This window comes from Gammaproteobacteria bacterium (assembly GCA_011682695.1).
Classification (GTDB): domain Bacteria; phylum Actinomycetota; class Acidimicrobiia; order Spongiisociales; family UBA4744; genus BMS3Bbin01.
This window is the reverse complement of sequence record JAACED010000001.1, coordinates 1-22,441: the sequence shown is the minus strand read 5'-3', so window position 1 is coordinate 22,441 and position 22,441 is coordinate 1. Positions and strand designations below refer to the sequence as shown.

Annotated in this window: 25 protein-coding genes and 1 tRNA gene; 14 read left to right on the top strand and 12 right to left on the bottom strand. The window is 62.1% G+C overall.

The features are described from left to right. Window positions 1–140: 140 nt before the first annotated feature. From panB to GWP04_00090, 9 genes are all read left to right on the top strand, one after another. The gene (gene panB, locus GWP04_00130) at window positions 141–977 is read left to right on the top strand and encodes a 3-methyl-2-oxobutanoate hydroxymethyltransferase (GenBank protein NIA23955.1); all 837 of its coding nucleotides are present in this window, start codon (window positions 141–143) and stop codon (window positions 975–977) included. Continuing rightward, complete coding sequence (locus GWP04_00125; GenBank protein ID NIA23954.1) at window positions 974–1,456, top strand: DUF192 domain-containing protein; 483 nt, start codon at window positions 974–976, stop codon at window positions 1,454–1,456. The genes panB and GWP04_00125 overlap by 4 nt, the downstream gene beginning before the upstream one ends. 277 nt (window positions 1,457–1,733) lie before the next feature. Continuing rightward, complete coding sequence (rpsF, locus tag GWP04_00120; GenBank protein NIA23953.1) at window positions 1,734–2,021, top strand: 30S ribosomal protein S6; 288 nt, start codon at window positions 1,734–1,736, stop codon at window positions 2,019–2,021. Window positions 2,022–2,089: 68 nt separating this feature from the next. Beyond that, entirely contained in the window at window positions 2,090–2,533 is a 444-nt protein-coding gene (gene ssb, locus GWP04_00115; GenBank protein ID NIA23952.1) for a single-stranded DNA-binding protein, read from the top strand. 9 nt (window positions 2,534–2,542) lie between these two features. Continuing rightward, the gene (gene rpsR, locus GWP04_00110) at window positions 2,543–2,806 is read left to right on the top strand and encodes a 30S ribosomal protein S18 (protein ID NIA23951.1); all 264 of its coding nucleotides are present in this window, start codon (window positions 2,543–2,545) and stop codon (window positions 2,804–2,806) included. Further along, complete coding sequence (gene rplI / locus GWP04_00105; GenBank protein ID NIA23950.1) at window positions 2,803–3,249, top strand: 50S ribosomal protein L9; 447 nt, start codon at window positions 2,803–2,805, stop codon at window positions 3,247–3,249. Before rpsR ends, rplI begins: the two co-directional genes overlap by 4 nt. A gap of 25 nt (window positions 3,250–3,274) precedes the next feature. Beyond that, complete coding sequence (gene dnaB, locus GWP04_00100) at window positions 3,275–4,627, top strand: replicative DNA helicase (GenBank protein ID NIA23949.1); 1,353 nt, start codon at window positions 3,275–3,277, stop codon at window positions 4,625–4,627. Window positions 4,628–4,935: 308 nt separating this feature from the next. Next, window positions 4,936–7,335 (top strand): 3-hydroxyacyl-CoA dehydrogenase, encoded by a 2,400-nt coding sequence (locus GWP04_00095; protein NIA23948.1) that lies wholly within the window; start codon window positions 4,936–4,938, stop codon window positions 7,333–7,335. 14 nt (window positions 7,336–7,349) lie between these two features. Then, window positions 7,350–8,501, top strand: coding sequence for an acetyl-CoA C-acyltransferase (locus GWP04_00090; GenBank protein ID NIA23947.1), 1,152 nt, complete (start codon window positions 7,350–7,352; stop codon window positions 8,499–8,501). A gap of 57 nt (window positions 8,502–8,558) precedes the next feature. On the opposite strand, the gene GWP04_00085 is transcribed toward GWP04_00090, so the two are convergent. Continuing rightward, window positions 8,559–9,188 carry a methyltransferase domain-containing protein gene (locus GWP04_00085; protein NIA23946.1) on the bottom strand — a complete coding sequence of 210 codons (630 nt, stop codon included), beginning with the start codon at window positions 9,186–9,188 and terminating at the stop codon, window positions 8,559–8,561. Between the two features lie 119 nt (window positions 9,189–9,307). On the opposite strand from GWP04_00085, the gene GWP04_00080 reads away from it, so the two are divergent. After that, window positions 9,308–9,805, top strand: a complete 498-nt coding sequence (locus GWP04_00080; protein ID NIA23945.1) for a hypothetical protein — start codon at window positions 9,308–9,310, stop codon at window positions 9,803–9,805. A 25-nt stretch (window positions 9,806–9,830) separates the two neighbouring features. Here GWP04_00080 and GWP04_00075 read toward each other — a convergent pair whose 3' ends face one another. Both GWP04_00075 and GWP04_00070 read right to left on the bottom strand, forming a co-directional pair. Further along, window positions 9,831–10,649: an EamA family transporter gene (locus GWP04_00075; protein ID NIA23944.1), complete on the bottom strand. Its 819-nt coding sequence runs from the start codon at window positions 10,647–10,649 to the stop codon at window positions 9,831–9,833. A 43-nt stretch (window positions 10,650–10,692) separates the two neighbouring features. Beyond that, window positions 10,693–11,637, bottom strand: coding sequence for a LysR family transcriptional regulator (locus GWP04_00070; protein NIA23943.1), 945 nt, complete (start codon window positions 11,635–11,637; stop codon window positions 10,693–10,695). 370 nt (window positions 11,638–12,007) lie between these two features. Here GWP04_00070 and surE point away from each other — a divergent pair, with 370 nt between their 5' ends. Further along, window positions 12,008–12,808 carry a 5'/3'-nucleotidase SurE gene (gene surE / locus GWP04_00065; GenBank protein ID NIA23942.1) on the top strand — a complete coding sequence of 267 codons (801 nt, stop codon included), beginning with the start codon at window positions 12,008–12,010 and terminating at the stop codon, window positions 12,806–12,808. A gap of 3 nt (window positions 12,809–12,811) precedes the next feature. Here the strand turns inward: surE and GWP04_00060 are convergent, their stop codons facing one another. From GWP04_00060 to GWP04_00040, 5 genes are all read right to left on the bottom strand, one after another. Further along, a complete protein-coding gene (locus GWP04_00060; protein ID NIA23941.1) occupies window positions 12,812–13,369 on the bottom strand; it encodes a dCTP deaminase in 558 nt (185 codons plus the stop codon). Between the two features lie 178 nt (window positions 13,370–13,547). Then, window positions 13,548–15,272 (bottom strand): hypothetical protein, encoded by a 1,725-nt coding sequence (locus GWP04_00055; GenBank protein ID NIA23940.1) that lies wholly within the window; start codon window positions 15,270–15,272, stop codon window positions 13,548–13,550. A gap of 184 nt (window positions 15,273–15,456) precedes the next feature. Continuing rightward, window positions 15,457–15,936: a hypothetical protein gene (locus tag GWP04_00050; protein NIA23939.1), complete on the bottom strand. Its 480-nt coding sequence runs from the start codon at window positions 15,934–15,936 to the stop codon at window positions 15,457–15,459. 68 nt (window positions 15,937–16,004) lie between these two features. Then, window positions 16,005–16,075, bottom strand: a tRNA-Gly gene (locus GWP04_00045). Between the two features lie 13 nt (window positions 16,076–16,088). After that, entirely contained in the window at window positions 16,089–16,304 is a 216-nt protein-coding gene (locus tag GWP04_00040; GenBank protein NIA23938.1) for a hypothetical protein, read from the bottom strand. A gap of 89 nt (window positions 16,305–16,393) precedes the next feature. Here GWP04_00040 and GWP04_00035 point away from each other — a divergent pair, with 89 nt between their 5' ends. The 3 genes from GWP04_00035 (at window position 16,394) to GWP04_00025 (ending at window position 18,326) form a co-directional block, all read left to right on the top strand. Continuing rightward, a complete protein-coding gene (locus tag GWP04_00035; GenBank protein ID NIA23937.1) occupies window positions 16,394–17,299 on the top strand; it encodes a cation diffusion facilitator family transporter in 906 nt (301 codons plus the stop codon). Then, complete coding sequence (locus tag GWP04_00030; protein ID NIA23936.1) at window positions 17,292–18,170, top strand: homoserine kinase; 879 nt, start codon at window positions 17,292–17,294, stop codon at window positions 18,168–18,170. The genes GWP04_00035 and GWP04_00030 overlap by 8 nt, the downstream gene beginning before the upstream one ends. A 66-nt stretch (window positions 18,171–18,236) precedes the next feature. Then, complete coding sequence (locus GWP04_00025) at window positions 18,237–18,326, top strand: AURKAIP1/COX24 domain-containing protein (protein NIA23935.1); 90 nt, start codon at window positions 18,237–18,239, stop codon at window positions 18,324–18,326. Window positions 18,327–18,489: 163 nt separating this feature from the next. Here GWP04_00025 and GWP04_00020 read toward each other — a convergent pair whose 3' ends face one another. The 4 genes from GWP04_00020 to GWP04_00005 all read right to left on the bottom strand — a co-directional run bounded on the left by GWP04_00020 (window position 18,490) and on the right by GWP04_00005 (window position 21,680). After that, window positions 18,490–18,903 carry a hypothetical protein gene (locus GWP04_00020; protein NIA23934.1) on the bottom strand — a complete coding sequence of 138 codons (414 nt, stop codon included), beginning with the start codon at window positions 18,901–18,903 and terminating at the stop codon, window positions 18,490–18,492. A 92-nt stretch (window positions 18,904–18,995) separates the two neighbouring features. Beyond that, window positions 18,996–21,176: a heavy metal translocating P-type ATPase gene (locus GWP04_00015; protein NIA23933.1), complete on the bottom strand. Its 2,181-nt coding sequence runs from the start codon at window positions 21,174–21,176 to the stop codon at window positions 18,996–18,998. Next, complete coding sequence (locus GWP04_00010) at window positions 21,166–21,378, bottom strand: copper-binding protein (GenBank protein NIA23932.1); 213 nt, start codon at window positions 21,376–21,378, stop codon at window positions 21,166–21,168. The genes GWP04_00015 and GWP04_00010 overlap by 11 nt, the downstream gene beginning before the upstream one ends. After that, complete coding sequence (locus tag GWP04_00005; GenBank protein NIA23931.1) at window positions 21,375–21,680, bottom strand: metal-sensing transcriptional repressor; 306 nt, start codon at window positions 21,678–21,680, stop codon at window positions 21,375–21,377. The genes GWP04_00010 and GWP04_00005 overlap by 4 nt, the downstream gene beginning before the upstream one ends. Between the last annotated feature and the right edge of the window lie 761 nt (window positions 21,681–22,441).

Genomic DNA, 22,441 nt, shown 5'->3' with positions numbered 1-22,441 from the left:
CGTCCAAGGATTCGATAGGGCGGTAGGCTGGGTGTTCCACCGGTCAGGGCGACCCACCGAGGCGGCCGAGTCCGATATGTGGGCACGACATTCCGAAGAGATCCCCCAACCCGTCGCGGTGGGGAGAAGAGGAGCCGCTCATGGCAGGCAAGATCACCGTTCCGCTCGTTCGATCGCGCAAAGGTGGCGAGAAACTGGCCATGGTCACCGCCTATGACACGCCGGGGGCGCGCATCGCCGATGCCGCGGGTGTCGACATGATTCTCGTGGGAGACTCTCTTGCCAACGTCGTATTGGGATACGGGAACACACTGAAGGTGGACGTCGATGTGATGGTCCATCACACGGCCGCGGTTGCCAGAGCGGACACGAACGCGCTCGTGATAGGGGACATGCCGTGGATGAGCTATCACGTGTCGACGGAGGATGCTGTTCGCAACGCCGGCCGCTTCGTTCGCGAAGGCGGGGCCGAAGCGGTGAAACTCGAAGGGGGACGTAAGCGGATCCCCGTCATCAAGGCGATCCTCGACGCAGAGATCCCGGTGATGGGCCACCTGGGCCTGACTCCACAGTCGGTACACGCCATGGGCGGATACAAAGTTCAGGGCAAGGCGAGCTCCGCAGCCAGGGAGCTGCTCACAGACGCCGTCGCACTCGCCGAAGCAGGGGTGTTCTCGATGGTGCTCGAAGGGATCCCCGGTCTGCTCGCCGAGCTGGTCACCAAGGAAGTGCCGGTTCCGACGATAGGGATTGGCGCCGGCATCGACACCGATGGGCAAGTGCTGGTGTTCCACGATGTGCTCGGACTGAGCACCGGGCACCTTCCCAAGTTCGTTCGGCAGTACGCGAATCTGTATGAGGTCGCAGTCGATGCACTACAGCGCTACGTTGCCGACGTGCGATCCGCAGGATTCCCCGGCGACGACGAGACCTACCACATGAGTGAACAAGCCGCCGCGGAGCTTCTGGGAACATGAACCGGCTGGTCGCGGGGATGGTGCTGCTGCTGGTGGCCGGTTGCGGGTCCGGAGCAGGGACGACCGTGAGTTCGATACCCGATCCCACGTCAGCCGTTCCTCGAACGGGTTCGTGGAACGGCTTCGGGACCCGACAGATCAGCCTGGACGGGACTCCACTCATCGTGGCCGTGGCCTCGACTCCCGATGAGCGAATCAAGGGGCTGAGCGGCGTTTCGGACCTGGGCGGGATCGACGGCATGTTGTTCATCTTCGATGGGTCGTCGACGGAGAAGTTCTGGATGAAGGACACGTTGATCGATCTCGACATTGCGTTCTTCGATACGCTCGGTCGGCTCATTACGGTCACGACGATGCCCGTATGCACGGAGGACCCGTGTCCCACCTACGGTTCCGCCGGTCCGTACCGATGGGTTCTGGAAGCACCGGCGGGGCATGCTCTGGCCGGCGTCGGTCAGGGGTCGGTCCTCGTTCCCTGACCGGGGCCAACGTCTTGGATGGAGAGGACACGAGGGTGATTCCCGGCGGCGCCGCCGGATACCTGGGTGGCCTGTGCGAGAGGAGCTGTCCAGCAGGCGGACCGCGCATCGCCGTGATCCCGCGATGTTGCGAAGTTGGGAAAACCACCTTGCGGTTCGGCTTTCGGGCAGTGATCGAGTGCGGCTACACTCCAACCGCTTCCCTCGGCAGATCGCCGAACCCTGCTCCGTCGACTGGCGGGGCCTTCCGCGAGAGCGGACGTCCAAAGGAGGTGGAATGCGAAGCTATGAATTGATGACCATTCATCGGCCTGAGCTGGCCGAGAGCGACTACCTGAAGCTCGTCGAGCAGACTGAGGAGTTTCTCCGCAGTCGCGGAGGGACCGTAGGCGAGCGGGATCTCTGGGGAAAACGTCGCTTTTCGTACGAGATCAATCACTTGCACGAGGGGTACTACTCGGTGCTTCACTTCGAGGCCGAACCCGATGTTGTGGACGATCTCGACCGAGTGCTGCTTCTGGCGGATCTGGTTGTCCGCCACAAGATCATTCGACCCGAGAACTGATCGACTGTTTCCTGTCACACCCCCATGACAGGATGGGCGGTGGAGACCGGGCGGCAAAGGAGAGAACCATGGCGACGAACACCGTGACGGTGATTGGCAACCTCGTAGAGGATCCGGAACTGCGCTTCACTCCGTCTGGTATTGCAATGGCGAAGATTCGTGTAGCAGTGAATCGGCGCTGGAGAGATCAGGCTGGAGAGTGGCAGGAGCAGACGAGCTTCTTCGGTGGCACGCTGTGGCGTGAAGCGGCCGAGAATGCGGCCGAGTCGCTGCAGAAGGGGGCCAGAGTGATCATCACGGGCAGCCTCGAACAACGGCAGTGGGAAACCCAGGAAGGGGAGAAGCGCTCGGTCGTCGAACTGCGTATCGAGGAGATCGGGCCTTCCCTGCGTTGGGCGACCGCCTCGGTTACGAAGACCGCACGCGATGGTGGCGACTGGGCATCATCGCGTCCGGCGCCTGCGGCTCCCGTTGCCCGCAACGACTATGGGCCCGATGAGGCCCCGTTTTAGAGAGGACACATGGCACAGAGAGCGAAACCGAAGCGCCGCAGGCAGTCGCAGAGCAGTCTGCGGCAACGCAAGCCGAAGCCCTGCTACTTCTGTAAGGAGAAGATCGACTACATCGACTACAAAGACGTGGCGCTTCTGCGCAACTACATGTCCGACCGTGCCAAGATCAGGGCCCGGCGGGTGACCGGCAACTGCACGCAACACCAGCGTAAAGTGGCTCGCGCCATCCGGAACGCCCGCGAGATGGCTCTCCTCCCCTATATCAAACGATGAAGCTCATACTCATTGCCGAAGTTCCCAACCTTGGCGGGAAGGGCGACGTCGTCGAGGTTTCCGAAGGGTACGGACGAAACTACCTGCTCCCGAAGAACCTCGCGGTCAAAGCGACTCCTGGCGCCTTGAGCAATGCGGAGGCGTTGCTGAAATCTCGGCGGGAGACGGAACGGCGTTCGTTCGAAGCTGCCGAGGCAATCGCCAAGGCTCTGGTGGGTACTCGCGTCGTGGTCGCTGCTCGGGCCGGCGACGAGGGCAAACTGTTCGGGTCTGTGTCCACCGCGGACATCGTCGAGGGTGTGAAGAAATTCACAGGGATCGAACTGGATAAGAGCTACGTGTATCTCCCCGAGCCGATCAAGAGCATCGGACTGCACGAGATTCGGGTGAAACTGCATCCGGAAGTCGAGTTTCCCCTTTCTCTGGATGTGATCCCCGCATAGAGGTGACATGACCGATCTGGACCGAATGGCCCCTTCCCCAGCAGGCGGCACGAGCCGCAGGCTCCGGGTCGCCCCACACAACCGAGAGGCAGAAGAGTCCGTTCTGGGAGCGATCATGCTCTCGTCAGAGGCCGCGAACCTCGTGATGGACAAGTTGGACCCGGACGACTTCTACGTCCCGGCGCACCAGGCCATCTTCGAAGTGATCGTGGACCTCTACAACGCCAATCAGCCCATCGACCCGCTCACGGTCTCGGATGCGCTGCACCGCAAAGGCGAGTTGGATCGGATTGGCGGAGCCGGCTATCTGTCAGAGGTGATGGACGCCGTACCGACAGCGTCCAACATCGAGTACTACGCGGGCATCGTCGAAGAACATGGTCTCCGACGCAGGCTCATCAGCGCAGGGGGCATGCTCGGTGATCTTGCCGTCGCCACCGATGTCGCGATCACGGAGATCCTGGACCGAGCCGAACAGACCGTGTTTGCGGTGGCCGAGCGCCGGGTCGGGGACGGTCTCATGCCGATGAGCCCGCTGCTGCACAGCACGCTCGAGACGATCGAGGAGATGGAGGCACGCGGGACGGAACTCACAGGTCTGGCGACAGGCTTTCGCGATCTCGACAGGAAGCTTGGAGGGCTCCAGCCGGCGAACCTCGTCATCGTCGCCGCGAGGCCCGCGATGGGTAAGTCGGCCTTGGCGGCCAACATCGCGACCAATGTTGCGCTTGAAGGGGGCACCGTCGCCTTGTTCTCTCTCGAGATGAGTCGCGAGGAAATCGTGCAGCGGCTGTTGTGCTCGATTGGGCGGGTCGACTCCATGAAGTTGCGGACTGGTCAGCTTGGCCCTCAGTTGTGGCAGAAGGTCGTCCACGCGGCGTCAAAGATGTACCAGGTGCCGGTCTACATCGACGATTCCGGGCAGCTCACCGTCACCGACATCCGTGCGAAGTCCCGCAGACTGAAGCGGGGACACGGTCTCGACCTGGTGATCGTCGACTATCTGCAGCTCATGCAAGGCTCGAACCGTGAGAACCGGCAACAAGAGATCGCGGAGATCAGCCGTTCACTGAAGAACCTGGCTCGCGAGTTGGAGGTGCCGGTAATAGCGGTGTCGCAGCTGAACCGTGGCCTGGAATCTCGAGAAGACAAACGTCCCCGCCTCGGGGACCTTCGCGAATCGGGAGCCATCGAGCAGGACTCGGACCTTGTCATGTTCATCTATCGCCACGAGTACTACCATCCGGAGGCACAGGAAACGAAGGGCCTCGCAGAGGTGATCGTCGCCAAACATCGAAGTGGATCAACCGGCAAGGTGGATATGACCTTCCTTCCGGAGTTCACTCTCTTTGCCGACCTCGGCCGCGACGTCGTCTAGGGGGCTCGCTTCGCTTGCCGTACCTGGTACCAGGTATTCCGTATCACAACTTCAGGTCGATGCAAGACCGCGGGGCGGGCGTGGCGACCGTTGCTGAAAGCTGTCAGCCGCCAAAGGCGGAGAATGCCGCGAGAGAGGCGTTACACAGTCGTTGAGATGCGTGTCATGTGTTGCTCAGCGGGCTCCTGGGGTTCCCGAGGGCAAGGCCTCGAATCGAACCGATCAGCGACCGATCGGGATTCATCACGGATTCCGGGGCCGCCTGGTCCGATAGTGTGGGGGGCAACATCAAATCATGAGGAGGATCCATGGGCACAAGGATCAACCAGGTGGCAGTGCTGGGAGCGGGCGTTATGGGGCAGGGCATCGCAGCCCACCTGGCCAACGCCGGAATCCCCTCACTCCTCTTTGACATAGCGCCGGCCGAGCTGACCGATCAGGAGGCCAAGAAGGGGCTGACACTCGAAGACCGTGAGGTTCGTAACAGGATCTCCGCCGCCGGCTACGCGTCGATGCTCAAGGCCAAGCCGGCTTTGCTCTATCACAAGGACCTTGCGAGGCTCGTCACGCCCTGCAACTACGAAGACGACGCCGACAAGCTGGGCGATGTGGACTGGATCGTCGAAGTGGTCGTCGAACGCCTCGATGTCAAGCAGAAAATCTTCGCCATGGTCGACGAACGACGCAAGCCGGGAAGCATCGTCTCCTCCAATACTTCCGGTCTCTCGGTAGGGGGGATGGTCGAGGGGCGCAGCGACGACTTCCGCAAGCACTTCCTGGTGACCCATTTCTTCAACCCGGTTCGGTACATGCGCCTCCTCGAGCTGGTTCCCTGCGAGGACACCGATCCCGGATTGCTGGCCGACATGGCCGAGTTCGGAACGAACGTCCTTGGCAAAGGCATCGTCTACGGAAAGGACACTCCGAACTTCGTCGGAAACCGGATCGGCACCTTCGGCATGACGTCGGTGTTCCACTGGATGGAGAAGATGGGTGTTGGCGTCACCGAGGCCGACAAGATCTTCGGGCCGGCTACAGGGCGTCCCAAATCTGGCGTGTTCCGGACCGCGGACGTGGTCGGTCTCGACACGATGGCCCATGTTCTGACCACGGTGGCGGAGTCTTCGCCCGATGATCCGTGGCGTGAGCGGTTCATCGTTCCGGAGGTTCTCCAGAAACTGATTGAAAGAGGCGATCTGGGGGAGAAGACGGGCGCAGGGTTCTACAAGAAGACTCGGGACGCCGACGGAAAACGCAAGATCCTTGTGCTGAACTTCGAAACCCTCGAGTACGAGGAGCAGCCGAAAGTTCGGTTCGACTCTATCGGTGCAGCCAGGAAGCTCGAGGCTGCGGCGGACAAGATCCGTGAAGTGGTCTGGTTCGACGACAAGGCGGGCCATCTCGCCTGGAAGGTCACGGCGGAGACCTGTATCTATTCGGCGCAACTCCTGGGAGAGATCACAGACGACATCGTCAATGTGGACCGGGCCCTGCGGTGGGGTTTCAACTACGAACTCGGTCCGTTCGAGACGTGGGATGCGATCGGTGTCGAACGGTCCGTACGGCGTATGCGCGAAGAAGGCATGACGGTTCCCGGTGTCGTCGAAACGTTGCTCGCCAAGGGTGATGGAACCTGGTACGTGCGTCGCGACGGCACTCTGCACTACTGGGACGTTTTCACCGAGGAGTACCTGCCGGTTCCAGGGTTGGAGGGCATCATCACCATTGCCGATTTGGCGGTGCTCGACAGCAACGAAGGGGCCACGCTCTTCGACATGGGAGACGGCGTCGGCCTGCTCGAATTTCACACGAAGATGAACTCGATCGACGCGCAGATCATCGAGATGATGGACAAGGCGTGTGATTGGGTGAACGAAGGCAGACTCGTCGGCCTCGTGGTAGGCAACGAAGCCGCCAACTTCTCTGTCGGAGCGAACATTGGCCTGGTCGGCATGCTGGCCATGTCGAACATGTGGGACGAACTCGAAGGTGCCGTCCGGGGCATCCAGAACGCCTATATGAAGATGAAGTACTGTGAGGGTCCCGTCGTGGCCGCTCCGAGAGGACTGACACTCGGCGGCGGATGCGAAGCCGTCATGCACAGCGACGCCGTGCGAGCGTTCGCCGAGACGTACATGGGTCTCGTGGAACTAGGAGTGGGACTCATCCCCGCGGGCGGTGGATGCAAGGAGATGGCGTTCCGCTACTACGGGAGCGTGCCGGTCGGAGTGGACACCAACATGTTCCCGTTCATGGAGAAGATCTTCAAGACGATCGGGATGGCCACCGTCTCCACCAGTGCCGAGGAGGCGCGCGACCTTGGGTACCTGCGTCCGACCGACAAAGTGCACCTGAACTCCGACACCCTGCTCGCCTCCGCCAAGAAAGACGTTCTGGCATTGGTGGAAACCGGCTATTCGCCGCCAAGGCAACGCACCGTCACCGTTCCCGGGAGGGACGGCATTGCCGCCATCGGGATCGCGGCACACACGATGCGCGGCGGCGGCTACATCAGTGAGTACGACGAGCACCTGGCCAAGAGGCTCGCGTACGTGATCTGCGGTGGGGATGTCGCTCAGGGAACCGAGCGGAGTGAGCAGGATTTCCTCGATCTCGAACGTGAAGTATTCGTCGAACTCTGCCACGAAGAAAAGACGCTCGAACGGATTCAACACATGCTGGCCACCGGAAAACCGCTGCGGAATTAGGAGAGCAAAGACATATGAGTACTGGAGTCGTCGTTACCCACGCCTACCGTACGGCGGTGGGAAAAGCCTATAAGGGCAGCCTTCGGGAGACTCGCCCCGATGATCTGCTCGGACTCTTGATGCAGGGGTTCGTCGAACGGGTTCCTGAGCTGGATCCGGCCGCCATCGGTGATGTGATCATCGGCTGTGCGATGCCCGAGGGAGAGCAGGGAATGAACGTCGGCCGTATCGCGGCACTTCGTGCCGGCCTGCCGGTCGAGGTTCCTGCCATGACGATGAATCGGTTCTGCAGTTCCGGTCTACAGACGCTGGCGACCGGCGCGGCGCATATCGTCGCGGGTTTTTCGGACATCGTGCTGACAGGGGGCACCGAGTCGATGACGATGGTGCCGATGGGTGGGAACAAGCCTGCACCCAATCCGTGGCTTGCCGAGCACATGCCCACAGCGTACGAATCGATGGGGATGACGAGTGAGAACGTCGCTGAACGGTTCGACGTCAGCCGCGAAGAGCAGGATCGGTTCGCCCTCGAGTCACACCGGCGAGCTCTCGCCGCGCAGAAGGCTGGCAGGTATGCCGACGAGATTCTCCCTGTCCAGGTGCGTCTCGGTGGTGAGTCGTTCGTCTTCGATACCGATGATGGACCCCGTGAGAGCACGCTCGAGGGACTGGCGAAGCTCCGGCCCGCCTTCAAAGTGAACGGCACATCGACGGCGGGAAACTCGTCGCAGATGTCCGACGGTGCGGCACTCGAGTTGTTGATGACTCGCGAGAAGGCAGAGGAACTCGGGTTCGAGCCTCTCGGCGAGCTCGTCACTTTCCAGGTGGCCGGGGTCGATCCGGCGATCATGGGAATTGGCCCGTCCCTGGCCATTCCCAAAGCGCTCGACGCTGCTGGGCTGACGCTGGACGACATCGGCCTGATTGAACTCAACGAGGCCTTCGCCAGCCAGGCGGTGTACTGCATTCGGAAGCTCGGCATCGACCCGGAGAAGGTGAACGTGAATGGTGGCGCGATCGCCCTTGGACATCCACTCGGTTGCACCGGGGCCAAGCTGACCGCGACATTGCTCCATGAGATGAAACGACGCGATGTGGAATACGGCATCGTGAGCATGTGCATCGGTGGAGGCATGGGCGCGGCAGGGATTTTCCGAAGAGGCTGAACCCTTTCTCGTCAATGCTGGCCTCGCTATGTGATGCCAGCATTGACGAGAAGAGCACTAGGTGGGATGAGCGACGAAGATGCCTGCCCTGAAGCCCACGCGCAGTCGAGCACCGTCGCGGCCACGATCCCCGAAGTAGAACCCGAGCAGCGCTTGGGCATCATGGAGGCTCTCGAAAACGAACGCGGTCTCAATGATCTCGAACTCGAAACCTCTCGCCGTCCAGAAGTCGACGTCGGCGGTGATGTCGCGGTCGCTCAACGCCGTGAACTCGTCACCACCCAGGTTGTCGACGATCGCGATCGTTCCTTGGGATCTGATGGCACGTCTCAGCTCCTCGAGCCCTGGCGCAGGATCCCATCCTCGGGAGAAGAAGTACGCCCACGTCGCATACGCGCCGTCGAGGATTGCAGGCCCGAACGGGAGATGTTCGGCATCAGCCTGCACCCATGGAAGGATCCGATCTGGTCGAATCATGGCGGCGGCAGGCTCGAGGGCGACGACCCACCGGCGTGGTGTTGTCAGCCGTTCGGCAGTGAACCCGTCACCCGCGCCGATGTCGGCGACTACACCGTCTGGCAGAAGCCGATCGAGGGCGTTGATGACCAGCCCTTGCCTGTCCATCGCCGCTCGTTCGATGGCGAAGAGCCCGGAACGGTCGGTTCCGTAGAACGGGATGACTGCCATGGGCGCCAGGCTACCGGCGGTATGGCCATTGTTTCTTGCAGAGTCTTCGAGATTCACTCACAGGCTGCTTACGTCGCAAGCGCATCGTGAGAGCAGACGCAGAACCAAGGAGGTTGCAGATGCGTTTGCGGAAACTCACGATCCTGCTGCTGGTCGTCGCCCTCGTCGGCGCCGTGCTGGCAGTCCCCGCCTTCGCCGAAGAGGCCGATGGGAGCGGTGAAGCCTTCGTCTCGGGCCGAGGACGGCTCTGGGCGAGAGGCGCTGGGGAAGTCCGGTTTGACATGGGCGGCCAGGCGCATTTCTTCATCGACGGCGATGTGATGATCAGTGACATCGCGGGCGACATGAAGGTCAAGATCATCAGCGAGGACACGTATCGCAACGGCGGGATGGCGGCCGCCGCCGAGTTCGTCGGCAGGGAGCTGACTCTCGAAGATTTCCGCGGCTACCTCGCCGTGGAAGGTACCCACTTCCTGCTACAGGCTGAAGGGAAGGCGAAGCTTCGAGCTCGTGGCGTGGGTGTCGCGCATCTCGCGGGACGCGGCTGGTACAAGACGGGCAGCGGGCCGATTACCCGATGGAGCGCCACCGGGAGGGAGGTCGAGCTGGCCGGATGAGGGAGCAACATGAGGGACCCGGCCGTCAGGCCGGGTCCGAGCGCGCTGTTCCCGCAGTAATGCCGGCGCCGACGACGAGCGCGACGCCGATCCATGACCACGTGTCTCCCGGTTCGGCGAGAAACAGCGCCGCCCACACGACTGCCGAAGCGGGTTCCAGGTAGGAGAGGATCGCGATACTCGCGACAGGCAGGGTCGCCACGAGCGACCAGTAGATCATCAACCCGACGCCCGTCAGAACGACCCCGAGCAATACGATCTGCCACCAGTATGTCGGGATCTCGGGGATCGAAGACGCTGCCCAGGGTGTCATGACAAGAGCGGCGACGCTCATCTGTAGACCCGCCAGTTTCAGCCCTCCGACCTGCTGGGCTGCCGGCTTCCCGATGAGGACCATGGCTGCGAAGGTGACCGCGGCGATGAGGCCGGCGATCACGCCTTCGACCGTGACACCGGCACCCGGGCGCGCCACCAGGATCACGCCAACCAGTGCGGCTGCGAGAGCGATGATCGATCGGGGTCTGAGTTGCTCGCCCAGAACCACTCGAGCCAGGGTTGCCATCGCGATGGGGCCGAGATAGACCAGCACGAGGGCCACCGCCACCGTCGTTGTCTTGATCGACCAGAAAAATGCGGCCCAGTGAATGGCCAGAATGACCCCGATCGCGATGATGCGGCCGAACGGGTCGGCACGCCGAAGGGTGAGCTCACCCCGGATGCCGAGGACGATGAGCACGGTGATGGCACCGAGCCAGAGCCGCAATGCCGCGAGCTGCTCCGCGGGCAACGAGACAGTCCGGACGATCAGCGGAATCGTTCCCCACGCGGCCGCCACAACCGCCATCGTGACGGACGCTGTCACACGAGGACGGGTCATCACCGTGCCGTCAACAGAACGTGTCCGGTGGAAGACTTGGCTGACGCCGGATGTGCTCGTTCTCAGGCGAGAACGCAAACTCCCAATAGGCCGCCTGCGCTCGGGTCGCAGGCCGGTCGGTGTCACGGGCCATGAAGAGCGTCGTCATGAGATCCATGTCTTCGATCTGGATGGGGACGACCGTTCCGGCCTTCGTGGCTTCGCAGGCAACGGACATCGAAACGAACGCGACCCCGATCTTCTCCTGCACCGCCCCACAGATGGCTTCCGAGTTCCCAAGCACCATCACCTTGTCGAGGTCGTCGAGGGTCATGTCGTGCCAGGAGAGTCCTTCGACCACAGCGGAGCGAGTCCCCGACATGGACTCTCGAAGGATGAACTGCCCTGTAAACAGCTCCTTCGGCTTGAGGGGACGGTCGAGGGCTGCCCAGGGATGATCCGGTGGGACGATCAGCACGATCCGATCGGTCAGGAACGGCCGGTATTCGATACCTTTATAGGGTTCCCGAAGGCTCGTCATCGCGAGCTGAACGTCACCTTCGCGAAGTTTCTGGAGCGCCATGTGACGACCGGTCACGTCACAAACGAGACCCACTCTCGGGAACCGCTTGTGGAACCCGGCAAGGAGCTTCGGGATGACATACTTTCCCGCAGCCGTGCTGCATCCGAGCTTGAGTATTCCGACGACTTCCCCCTGCAACGAGGCCATCGCCTCCTCGAGGTGGATGGTGCGGTCGATGACGTCGCGGGCCATCGGGATGAGTACCCGGCCGGGGTCCGTCAGCGTGACCTGCCTCCCCGTGCGGGTGAACAGAGGGACGTCGAGTTTCTTCTCCAAAGACCGAATCTGCATGGAGATCGCAGGTTGTGAGATGTTGAGCCTTCGGGCAGCTTCGGAGAAGTTCTCGGTTTCCGCCGCGGCCAGGAAGATTTGGAGTTCTCTCGGGTTGAGCATAACCAAACTCTATCAGAGGTGAGGAGGAGAACGCCACTCGACTTCTCATCGGTACGTTGCTGGTGATAAGTGGCTGGGGGCGGTGCTGTCTTTGCTCGATAAGTGGACCGTGATAAACTTATGAGGTCCGCCGAGGGAACTCGGGTGGACCTCAGAGTGACCGTGGCACCCTCAGCTACCTCCCTCCCGGCTGAGGGTGCTTCGCGTTGCACTCAAGATCTGGACAGGATCGACCGATACCAGAGGACGACAGTGTCCTCGATGGTCGAGCAGCAGACGGAGTACCCCCTTCCTCCAACTCACCGAGGACAACGGAGGCCCCCCGAACTCGGGGGGCCTCCATATGCATATGGGGTAGTCTGGCTGCCTCGTGGGGTATCTCCTGTTGACCAATGATGATGGCGCCGACTCGCCGGCCCTGCTGCCGTTTGCTCATGCGCTGCAGGAGATCGCAGACGTCAAGGTGGTTGTGCCCGATCGTGAGCGGAGCTGGATCGGTAAGGCGATCACGAGGTTCGGAGAGATCCGGGTGCGGCGAACGGTTCTCGAAGGGATCGAAGTTGCGGTAGCGGACGGGTTTCCCGCCGACTGTACCCAGCTTGGAGTGCATTCACTGTTCGGGACGCGACCGGACATGGTCGTGTCCGGTATCAACATCGGTTTGAACGACAGCCTGGCGTTCTTTCTCTCCAGCGGCACGGCCGGAGCGGCGGCCGAAGGGTGGATTGCCGGGATCCCGGCGTTCGCTTTCTCCACCGGAGTGACGAGTGACCATCGCTCATGGGCAAAACGAGTATGGGCGGGTGAGGACGCCGAGCTGTGGCCTCGCGCTGCCCAGATCAGCGTTGGCGTCGTGCGTGACGCCATGCGCAACGGGTACCCGAAAGGTGTCGACCTGCTCAATGTGAATTTCGCGGTCGACACGGCAGTCGACTCACCGCGCTTGATCACCGACCTCGCCAAGCTCGGCTACGACAGCATCTTCCGGGAGCGGGAACCAGGCGTGTTCGTCCACGACTTCTCCACCGGCCTCCGGATGCGTGGTGATCTCTCGGGGACCGATGTGGAAGCCGTCGCACGAGGCTTCGTGTCGATCACTCCGGTCCGCCTGGCGCACGCCGCCGAGATCAGTGATGCTGATCGGCGGGCGTTGGAGCGGCCCAACGGCTGAGCCCTACGCGAAGTCCTGATGGATTCTGCTCGGCGTCGGTCCTCGCTGCCCCTGGTACTTGCTGCCCGCCGTGCCGTAGGGTCGGTCAGCGGGTGTGGTCAACTCGTAGAAGGAGATCTGTCCGATCCTCATACCTGGATAGATCGCGATCGGCAGCTTCGCGACGTTGGAGAGTTCGAGCGTCAGGTACCCGTCGAAACCGGGATCCACGAACCCGGCCGTCGAATGGATCAGGAGACCGAGCCGTCCGAGACTCGACTTGCCCTCGAGTCGTGCGACGACGTCATCGGCGAGACGAACCCGCTCCAAAGTGGATCCGAGGACGAACTCGCCAGGGTGCAACATGAACGGTTCGTCGACACCGGTCTCCACGAGAGTGGTCAGATCTTCCTGCGACTGCTTCGGATCGATCTGGGCGTATCGGTGGTTCTCGAAGACTCTGAAGAACCGGTCGACTCGCAGATCCACGCTCGATGGTTGTACGAAGGACTCGTCGAAGGGGTCGACGACGATACGCCCCGATGCCACGGCCTCTTTGATGGTCCTGTCTGAGAAGATCACGGTTGCCTCCTGGGGGGATGGTAGATGAGAGCGGGCGTCCAGGCACCAGGATTGGCGGGTACGGCACGGCCATTGCCCCGAACCCAGGGCTCAGGAGTACCCCTGGGGTACCCAGGAGCCCAGGGCTCAGAGATCGGGGGCTGACTGTGCCCCAGCCGTCGATGAGGCGCCGGCGTTTCTACCCCGGCGGGAAGAGCACGTGGACTCCGGTGTCCACAGTCCACTGATCGCCGGTTTGCGTATCGACAATGAACCGTCGACCCAGATCTTGGCTCTCGACGTAGGGTGCGTAGAGGGGCGGAATGGCGAGGGGGGCAGCAGCGTATCGGCCGTCGAATGCGAGTGACGTCGTGAACGCCGGGGAGGCGAGCACCGCATCGGCGAGCACCGACCACCGATCGATCTCGGTTCCGTCGAGAGTGGATGTCAGCACGATGGTCTGGGGGTTGTGCAATGAAACGTCTGCGGTGTAGGCGAACGTCGAGCCATCGGGGGACAGGATTCCGCACCCTGCGGCCTTCTGGGGTTCCAGGTGTGCCAGGGGGGCGAGGTCGGTGAGATCGAAGAGGTCATAGGATGCCGAGTTGCCGACTATCGATGTGACGAGGACCTGGTTGCCACCGACCGTGGCGCAACCGATCGACGCTTCGCTGTCGTCGAGATCCACCAGGGTCCGTACCTCGTTGGCAGCGAGATCGTAGGCGACGAGTCGCCGATCATCGGTCAGCAGGGCGGTGGGAGCATTGTCGATCATGGCGACGCCCGCGAGACGCCACGGGTCCGCAGCGATGACCTTCTGCACCTCGACGGCACCGGACTCATAGGTGGCGAGACGAACACCACCGAAACCGGTGAAGAGAATCCGTCCGGCAACGGTCAGCGCATCCGGAGCATTTCGGGCGCTCGGCCACCCGTACCATCCGGAATACGATCCGCCGAACTGTAGAGCGTTGTATCGGACAAGAGCGAGATGTGTCGGTGGTCCATCGGGGAAGAGCTGGTCTTGCACGGAGGCCATGTGGCGTCTGGAGCTGCCGTCGGGAGGCAGGTCTCCTACCGTCAGTCCGCTCTCGAACGCTACGACCGGAATCTCGACTACGACAGGTCCTTCGTCCGAGTCGAACTCCACGGCAAACGTCCGGCTCTGGGTGTCCAGGGTTGTGCCGCCGAGGATCTCGTAGGGAGCGCCGCACAGGGCCGCTTCACAGAACGGGGCCAGGAGTTCGTTCCACGGGGTCGTCCAGAGGTCGGGGAACCGGGCCTCGATGGCGGCGGAGGTTCCGTGGTCGACGAGGAGGCTTCCAGCGACATCCCACGCGCCGTCGGCAAGGGCCGCGAGGAGATCATCGATGACCCGGCGGGCATCGATCTCTGTGACCATCGACTCGGGCTCGATCATGACGCCATCGATCAGAACCTGCCGCCTGTCTCCCGGGCCGCGCACCGTATGGACCTCGTAGATCTCCTGCATTCGTCGATGGATTCTGTCTTCGATCTGGTAGTCGATGAATACCGAACGGAGCGGCCCGAGATTGGTCTCACCGGCAGGGCGGATGTCCGGAGTTTCGGGGAGTTCGAGCTGTGCAATATCGGAGCACGCGTATAGGCACGAAGGAAACGATGAGTCGGCAAAAGCCTGTGCAGCCGCAGCGGTGAGGCAGTTTTCCGCTCCGAGGCCACGGGAACGATCGGCGATGAACCGTGCAATCAGTTCATCTGCGATCTGAACGTCGGGGATCCGTTCGTCGGTGAGCAGCGGCGTACCGCAGAGTCCAGGCCCGGGGGGCAGTGTGCTACTCGTCGTCGTGATCGGTGGGATCGTCGTGGTCGTCGGTACCCACACGGGACCCGGTGGTGTGCAGGCCGCTGCGAACAGCAGGAGGGCGAGAAGGGCTCGTTGCATGAGACGAACGGCAGGGTACTAGGAGGACCGATCGGCCTGCCGACTCTGGAGCAGACGACAGTGTGCTCCTTGGGCTTCGTTACCGGTGTGTCCTCTGGGGACAGGACCATTGATGACGAGGTTGTCTGGGCTGTGAGCGTATCCCGAGCACGCTCAGTCGGCACCACGAGCCACGCCGGAGGCCTCAGTTCGCAGCGGCGACATACACGATGACGAAGCCGGTGACCGTGGAAGTCTCGATGTGATCCTCGATCCGGTAGATGCCGGAGGGCACATCGGGGATGAGGATCTCCGAGGAGTCGGGCAAGGGAATACCGATCGCGGGAAGAACCGTGGTTTGGCCCGGCGCTATCGGAACGGTGCTGGGGGACAAACCAGGCTTGTCACGCGTGAGGAGGAAGAGCGGTTTCCAGTCCGCTCCGTCCCAACACTGGAATTCTGCGCCGATCCCGACGAATTCGCCGGCGAAGTCGCCATCGGGGTCCATGGAGAGCTTCGCTCGTGTTCCTGCCACAACTGGGTTCGGTTCGAGGTTCACTTGGATCGCAGAAACCGCCGCGAGTTCACTCGGCGGAGGCGAGGTGCAGGCGTCGATGGCCGGGCCCCCTGAACACGAGGCTGCAACCAACAGCATGAGCGCAAGTGTGAGTCTGGTTGACTGCACGGAGCCAGACTACGTCGAGCGTTGCCTTGCTGAAGAGTCCATATTCGGGCACGTCGGTCTGTACGGAGAGCGGGTGAGGGGAATCGAACCCCCGTTGCAAGCTTGGGAAGCTCGTGTTCTACCACTGAACTACACCCGCGAAGGCCGCAAGCTTACCCTATGAGACTGGCCACGGCCCAGACGGTGATGACCATTCCGGCAACGAGCAGAAACCAGGCTCGGCCTGCGCACAAGCCACCCTCCTGACCCGCTGGTCCCGCGTCCTTGCTGCCCCTCACGAGCGTAAACGCGTTTCCGAAGACCATAGCCAGCCCAATCGCGAGCACCAGCAGCGCGATCGTCCCATTGAGGCTGATCAGTCCCGACATGATGGATGACACGTTAGGAGCCTGGTGACGACGATGAGAAGTCGCGCGGAGTTCTACGTGCTCCAGCCGGCACCCGTACAATGCGGCCCATGTCGAGCAAAGGTTCCCGGTCCGCGGTCATCGCCGCGCTTGTGGGCAACAGTGCCATCGCCGTCGCGAAGTTCGTCGCCGCACTCTTCACCGGGAGTGCGGGCATGCTTGCAGAAGCGTTCCATTCGGTAGCGGACACAGGGAACCAGTTGCTGTTGCTGCGAGGTCTGGCGGTGTCGCATCGGGGTCGCTCCGTGGAACATCCGTTTGGGCGCGGCAAAGAGGTGTACTTCTGGAGCTTCATGGTGGCGGTCATGCTGTTCGTCGGCGGCGGCGTTTTGGCGGTTCAGCGCGGTGTTCAGGCGTTGCTGCATCCCCACGAAGTGACCGACTTCGTCTCGAACTTCATCGTGCTTGGTGTCGCTGTCGTGATCGAATCGCTGACATTTCGAGTGGCACTGAGACATTTCAACGACGAGCGGGGGAGTCGAGGTGTTTGGCGTTCGTTGCGCGGCACCAAAGACAGTGCCGTGTTGGTCGTCTTGCTGGAGGACAGTGCCGCCATCGTCGGGCTGCTCGTCGCCGGGGCCGGTCTGGCGCTGACGCAGATCACGGGTTCGACGATGTGGGACGGGCTCGCATCGATCGTCATTGGTGTTCTCCTCGGCGTCGTTGCCGTGCTGCTCGCTTCAGAGACGAAAGAGCTGCTGGTCGGCGAGGCCGCAGACCGTTCGGATCGTTCCGCCGTCAGGGCGGCGGTGTTGTCGATCGAGGAAGTCGAGGGCATCGGCAGGCTGCTCACGATGCACATGGGGCCAGAAGAGGTGCTCGTGAACATCGAGGTCCACATGCGCGATGATCTCAGTGGAGAGCAGGTGGAGGCTGCAACGAGACGGATCGAGACGGCCATCCGGGGTGTTCTTCCGGAGGCAGGAGATATCTTCGTGGAGCCGATCCATGCCTGAGGCCACGGCTCCGGGATCATCGGGGAATCTGGGCCCCGGATTCGACACCCTCGCTCTGGCGCTGGAACTTCGCTGTCGAGTCAAGGCGATGCCGGCCGATGCGTGGGAAATCAGGCATGTTGGCGTCCACCGGCCCGAGCATGGCGATGCCCTTCGGCCCGAACATGGCGATGCCGTGCTTGCAGCGGCGCGGCTTGCCGTCGGGGATCGATCACCTCTTGCGCTGATGGTGTGGAACGAGATTCCGATCGGCCGGGGGCTGGGTTCCTCTGCAGCTGCGGCCGCAGCGGGCGCTGCGGCGGCGTGGCGTGCGGTTGGGCACATCCCGGTACCGTCGGACGTGTTTGAAGTGGCGGCGGAGATCGACGGACATTCTGACAATGCCGCTGCTTCGGTCTACGGAGGTCTGGTATCGGTCACAACGAAGGGCACCGTGCTGCGACTCGCATTGCACGAGAGCATCAGGCTGGTGATTGCAGTCCCTGAAGAGACCTTGCCGACACGGAAGGCAAGGAAGCAATTGCCGGACACGATCGATCGCAATCTGGTCGTAAGGAGCCTGCAGAGGATCGTTGCGCTCATCGAGGGATTACGAACAGGCAACGCCGGGGTACTTTCCACCGCGGCCGGGGATGAGCTTCACGAGTTGCCGCGCGCTCGCCTCAATCTCCGAGCGGAGCGGCTGATCGGCGCGGCCCGACGCTCCGGAGCGCTGCACGCGTGCTGGAGTGGTGCCGGTCCTTCTGTTCTGGCGCTCACCGTTGCCGAGAAGCGCTCGGCCGTTGTCGCCGCGATGCGGGCCGAACTGGGAAACGACGGTGTCGTGCTGACACCGGAGGTGGCGGTTGACGGGGTGAGGGAGTCGGGCTGACAGGCTCCGGCTTGCGCTCAGGCGCCGGACCGTGCATGCTATTGCCCTCAACGCTCAGAGGTTTGCATGGGTTCGCTGATCAAGAAGCGGCGCAAGAAGATGTCAAAGCACAAGTACCGCAAGCGTCGCAAGGCCAATCGGCACAAGAAGAAATAGCGGCTCGGCGGCCTTCGCGCCATCCGTTCGTCCCATGAGGTCCGGCAAGGCCGGACCTCGGCGCGTGGTGTTGCCCAGGCACCTGGCCGTGTGGCGCGTACGAAACCGTGTACTCAGGACCCTGATGCAGCCGGTGGCGGCATCAGGTTTGTCGTCTCCGTCGTCAGGCGGGGAAGTTCTGCCGAACGGCGGCAATAATCGCTCCACCCAAAACGATGAGCGCGATGATGCCCACGATCAGCCCGACGAGGGCGACGACTCCGTAGACGGTGAAGAGGGTCTTGAGCTTCGTCTGCGACACGAGGAAGCGATCGGGGTTTCCCGTTGTGTGAGCATCCTCGGCGGCTCCCGCGGATTGCCACAAGAGGACACCGATCCAAATGGGAAGCCATGCAACGATGATGCCGACGATCGTGAGGGCATAGAGTGCTCCACCACCGATCGACAGTACGGCGAGGAGTTTCATCCAGCCTTTCGCTTGGAAGAGCGGTTTGGCTGCATCCTGGACGCGGAATGTGCCCGGGGGTTGTGTTGCCGGTGGGCGGCTCGGTGCCTCGAATCCTTCCGGATAAGTCATGAGTGCTCCCTCTGTCTGCTGTCACAGTAGCGGACAGACTGCTGCCCGTCTCAGCCGGCCACGAATGATGTTGCCGGTAGAGGCGAGAAGCCTCAGGGCTGGAAGCGGCGAAGTCGCAACGAGTTGGCGACCACCGAGACACTCGATGAAGCCATCGCCGCCGCAGCGAGAACCGGGCTGATGATGCCGGCTGCTGCCAGGGGGATCATGGCAGTGTTGTAGATGAATGCCCAGAAGAGGTTTTGCTTGATCGTGCGGAACGTTGCCCGAGCCAGTTTCATCGCGGTGCCGGCAAGTGCCGGGTCGCCGGACATCAAGATCACGTCACCCGCTTCGATTGCTATGTCGGTCCCTGTTCCGACGGCCATCCCCAGGTCTGCCTGCGTGAGTGCGGGGGCGTCATTGATGCCGTCGCCGACAAATGCGACAGTCATGCCTTGCGACTGGAAGTGTTCGACGTGGGCGGCCTTGTCGCCGGGCATGACCTCGGCGACGACGTCGTCGATGCCGAGCGAACGGCCGATGGCGGCGGCGGTCGTCCGGTTGTCGCCGGTGATCATTGCCACCCGGGCACCCATCTGCTTGAGGTTCCGGATCGTGTCTTCAGCGGTGGGCCTCACGGTGTCGGCGACTGCGATCGCTCCGCGCGTCAGACCGTCCCAAGCAACGAAGAAGACGGTTCTTGCGTCCTGTTCGAGATCGGCAGCCTTCGCGATCAGAGAAGCATCGATGCCGATGCCGAGGTCTGTGAACAGGGCCTGGCGACCAACGACGACATCTTGGCCGTCTACGGTTCCCTGGACACCCCGCCCGGCGTGATTCACGAAATCTGCCGGCCGTTCGAGCGTGACCTCCCGCTCTTCGGCACCAAGAGCGACCGCTCTGGCGATGGGATGCTCAGACGCGGCCTCGATGGATCCGGCAAGTCGTAGGAAGGTCTCCTCGTCCTCGGTCGTGATGACGTCGGTCAACTCCATGAGCCCGTGCGTGAGAGTTCCGGTCTTGTCGAACATCACCATGTCTACGTTCTTGGATCGCTCGAAGACCTCCGCGCCCTTGAAGACCACTCCGAGCTGAGCGCCCTTTCCGGAGCCCACCATGATGGCGGTGGGAGTAGCGAGACCCAGCGCACACGGGCAGGCGACGACGAGGACGGCGACGCCCGTGATCACTGCTTTCGAGATTCCACCGCCGGCGAGGAGCCACCCGACGCCGGTGAGCAGCGCGATGCCCATGACGATCGGGACGAACACGCCGGCAATCTTGTCTGCGAGCTTCTGGACGGGAGCCTTGGAAGCTTGTGCGTCCTCCACCAGCGCGACGATCCGCGACAGGGCCGTGTCGGCGCCGACGTGAGTGGCGCGCACGATCAGGTTCCCCTGCTGGTTGATCGTTGCTCCGAACACGTTCGCTCCCGGAGCCTTGTCCACAGGAACCGACTCGCCGGTGAGCATGCTTTCATCGACGGAAGACCGGCCATCGGTGACCACCCCATCGGTCGGAATCTTTTCCCCGGGCTTGACGACCATCAGGTCCTCGGCGGCGACGTCTTCAACCGGGATCAGTGTCTCCACGCCGTTCCTCATCACCCTGGCCTGCTTCGCCCCAAGTTCCAGCAGTTTGCCGATCGCAGAGGAAGCGCGTCCTTTGGACCGAGCCTCGAAGAAGCGGCCGAGCAGGATCAGGGAGATGATGATGCCGGCCGTGTCGAAGAAGAGAGGCTCACCCGCGAAGAATGCCCAGACCGAGTATCCCCATGCGGCGAGTGTTCCAACCGAGACCAGCGTGTCCATGTTCGCGTCGAAACCACGGAGCCGTTTGGCCGCGACGCGGTGAAACTGCCAGCCGAAGACGAACTCGACCACCGAGGTGAGTCCCCATTGCAGGAGACCGTTGGTTTTCGATTCCGGGACGAGCCATGCGAGGAGGATGACGGGAACTGTGAAGATCATCGCCCCGATGAAGTTGCGCCGCTGGTATCGCTCCTCATCGCTGTAACGCTCGACGATGTCGACGCGTTCCATCTCGGGGGTCTTCTCGGAGATCTCATATCCGATCTTCTCGACCGCCTGGATGAGCGCTGCAACGTCGACGTCTCGTGCAGCAGCGACTCTTGCCTCTTGACCGGCGTAGTTCACGGCTGCCGCCGCGACGCCTTCCTGCTTGGACAAGATACGCTCGATGCGGAGAGCGCACGAAGCGCAGGTCATGCCCTCGACATCAAAGGTGATCTGGTCCGGACCGAAGACGGGGGTGTCGGTGTCAGTGCCCATCGACGGTGTAGCCCTGAGTCTCGATGGCCCCCACGATCGTGTCGAGGGTCAGCGTCGCGTCATCCCATGTGATGTCGACAGTGCGCGATTCGATGTCCACTTCTACGCTTTCGGCTCCTGGGAGGCTGGCGACGGCGCCTTCGATCGACATCTTGCAGTGGCCGCAGGAAATCTCGGGAATGTTCAAGGTCGTGGTGGTCATTGGATGTCCAGGTCGAGTTGGGGCGCCGGTCCGGTGACCGCAGCCGTGTACTTCATCGTTTCCATCAGTTCATCGACGATCTCTGCGGCTCGGTTCTCCCGTACGGCGTCGGCGACGCAGGTCTCGAGATGATTCTGGAGCACGATCCTGTTCACCCGTTCCAGAGATGCCTGGAGAGCGGAGACCTGTTTCATCACGTCCGGGCAGTATCGGTCTCCCTCGACCATTGCGATGACGCCGTCGAGATGCCCTCTGATCGTCTTGAGCCGGTTGAGCGCGTTGCGCTTGTGTTCTTCCTTCATGACACCACTCTAGCATACCCCACCCGGGGTGGGGTGGGGACTCTATGGCAAAAGGGGAGGCCCCGGAGGAGGGGACTTCCGGGGCCTCGAATCGGCGCCTGTGTAGAGGGGGATGGCGCCGTGATGGGAGGGGATTCAGGTGCTCTCGGGGACGACGCGTCCTCGTACTCTCGGGAACCTGACGGGAGCATGGGCGAAGCAGTACTCACGCCGGTTGTACATGGAGAGGCGCGTGCGGCAATCCTTGTGTGCGCAAACCCGGTTCTCTCCGTACTTGCGGGAGGGACGAATTCCGCCCTTCAGTCTTGCGCCTTTCAATGTGTCTGTCATGCTGACCTCCGTCCTCGAACCTCTGTCAACGTTGGCAGTTCGAGCTTTGTTCCCGGTACGTTACCTGAGATTCGTGAGAATTTCACCTATTACGACGTTGGGAATGGTGGTTTTGTTCCCGGGTTGTTCGTGCGCTCGGAACTCCTGACTTGTTCTCTGCGGCTAACTGTGCCTCGTCAACGTGAACAGAGCGTGAAGGCTTGCTAAACATTTGGTGAGAACGCACACGGTGATGTGCGGCCGCCGATATACAGTTTTCAGTCATCAGTTTTCAGTCATGAGTAATCGGTCATCAGTTCTCAGTAGTTGATGCGGTGCCCTCTTGTTGGGAACGCTTTGACGACTGACGACTGACGACTGACGACTGACGACTGACGACTGACGACTGACGACTGACGACTGACGACTGACGACTGACGACTGACGACTGA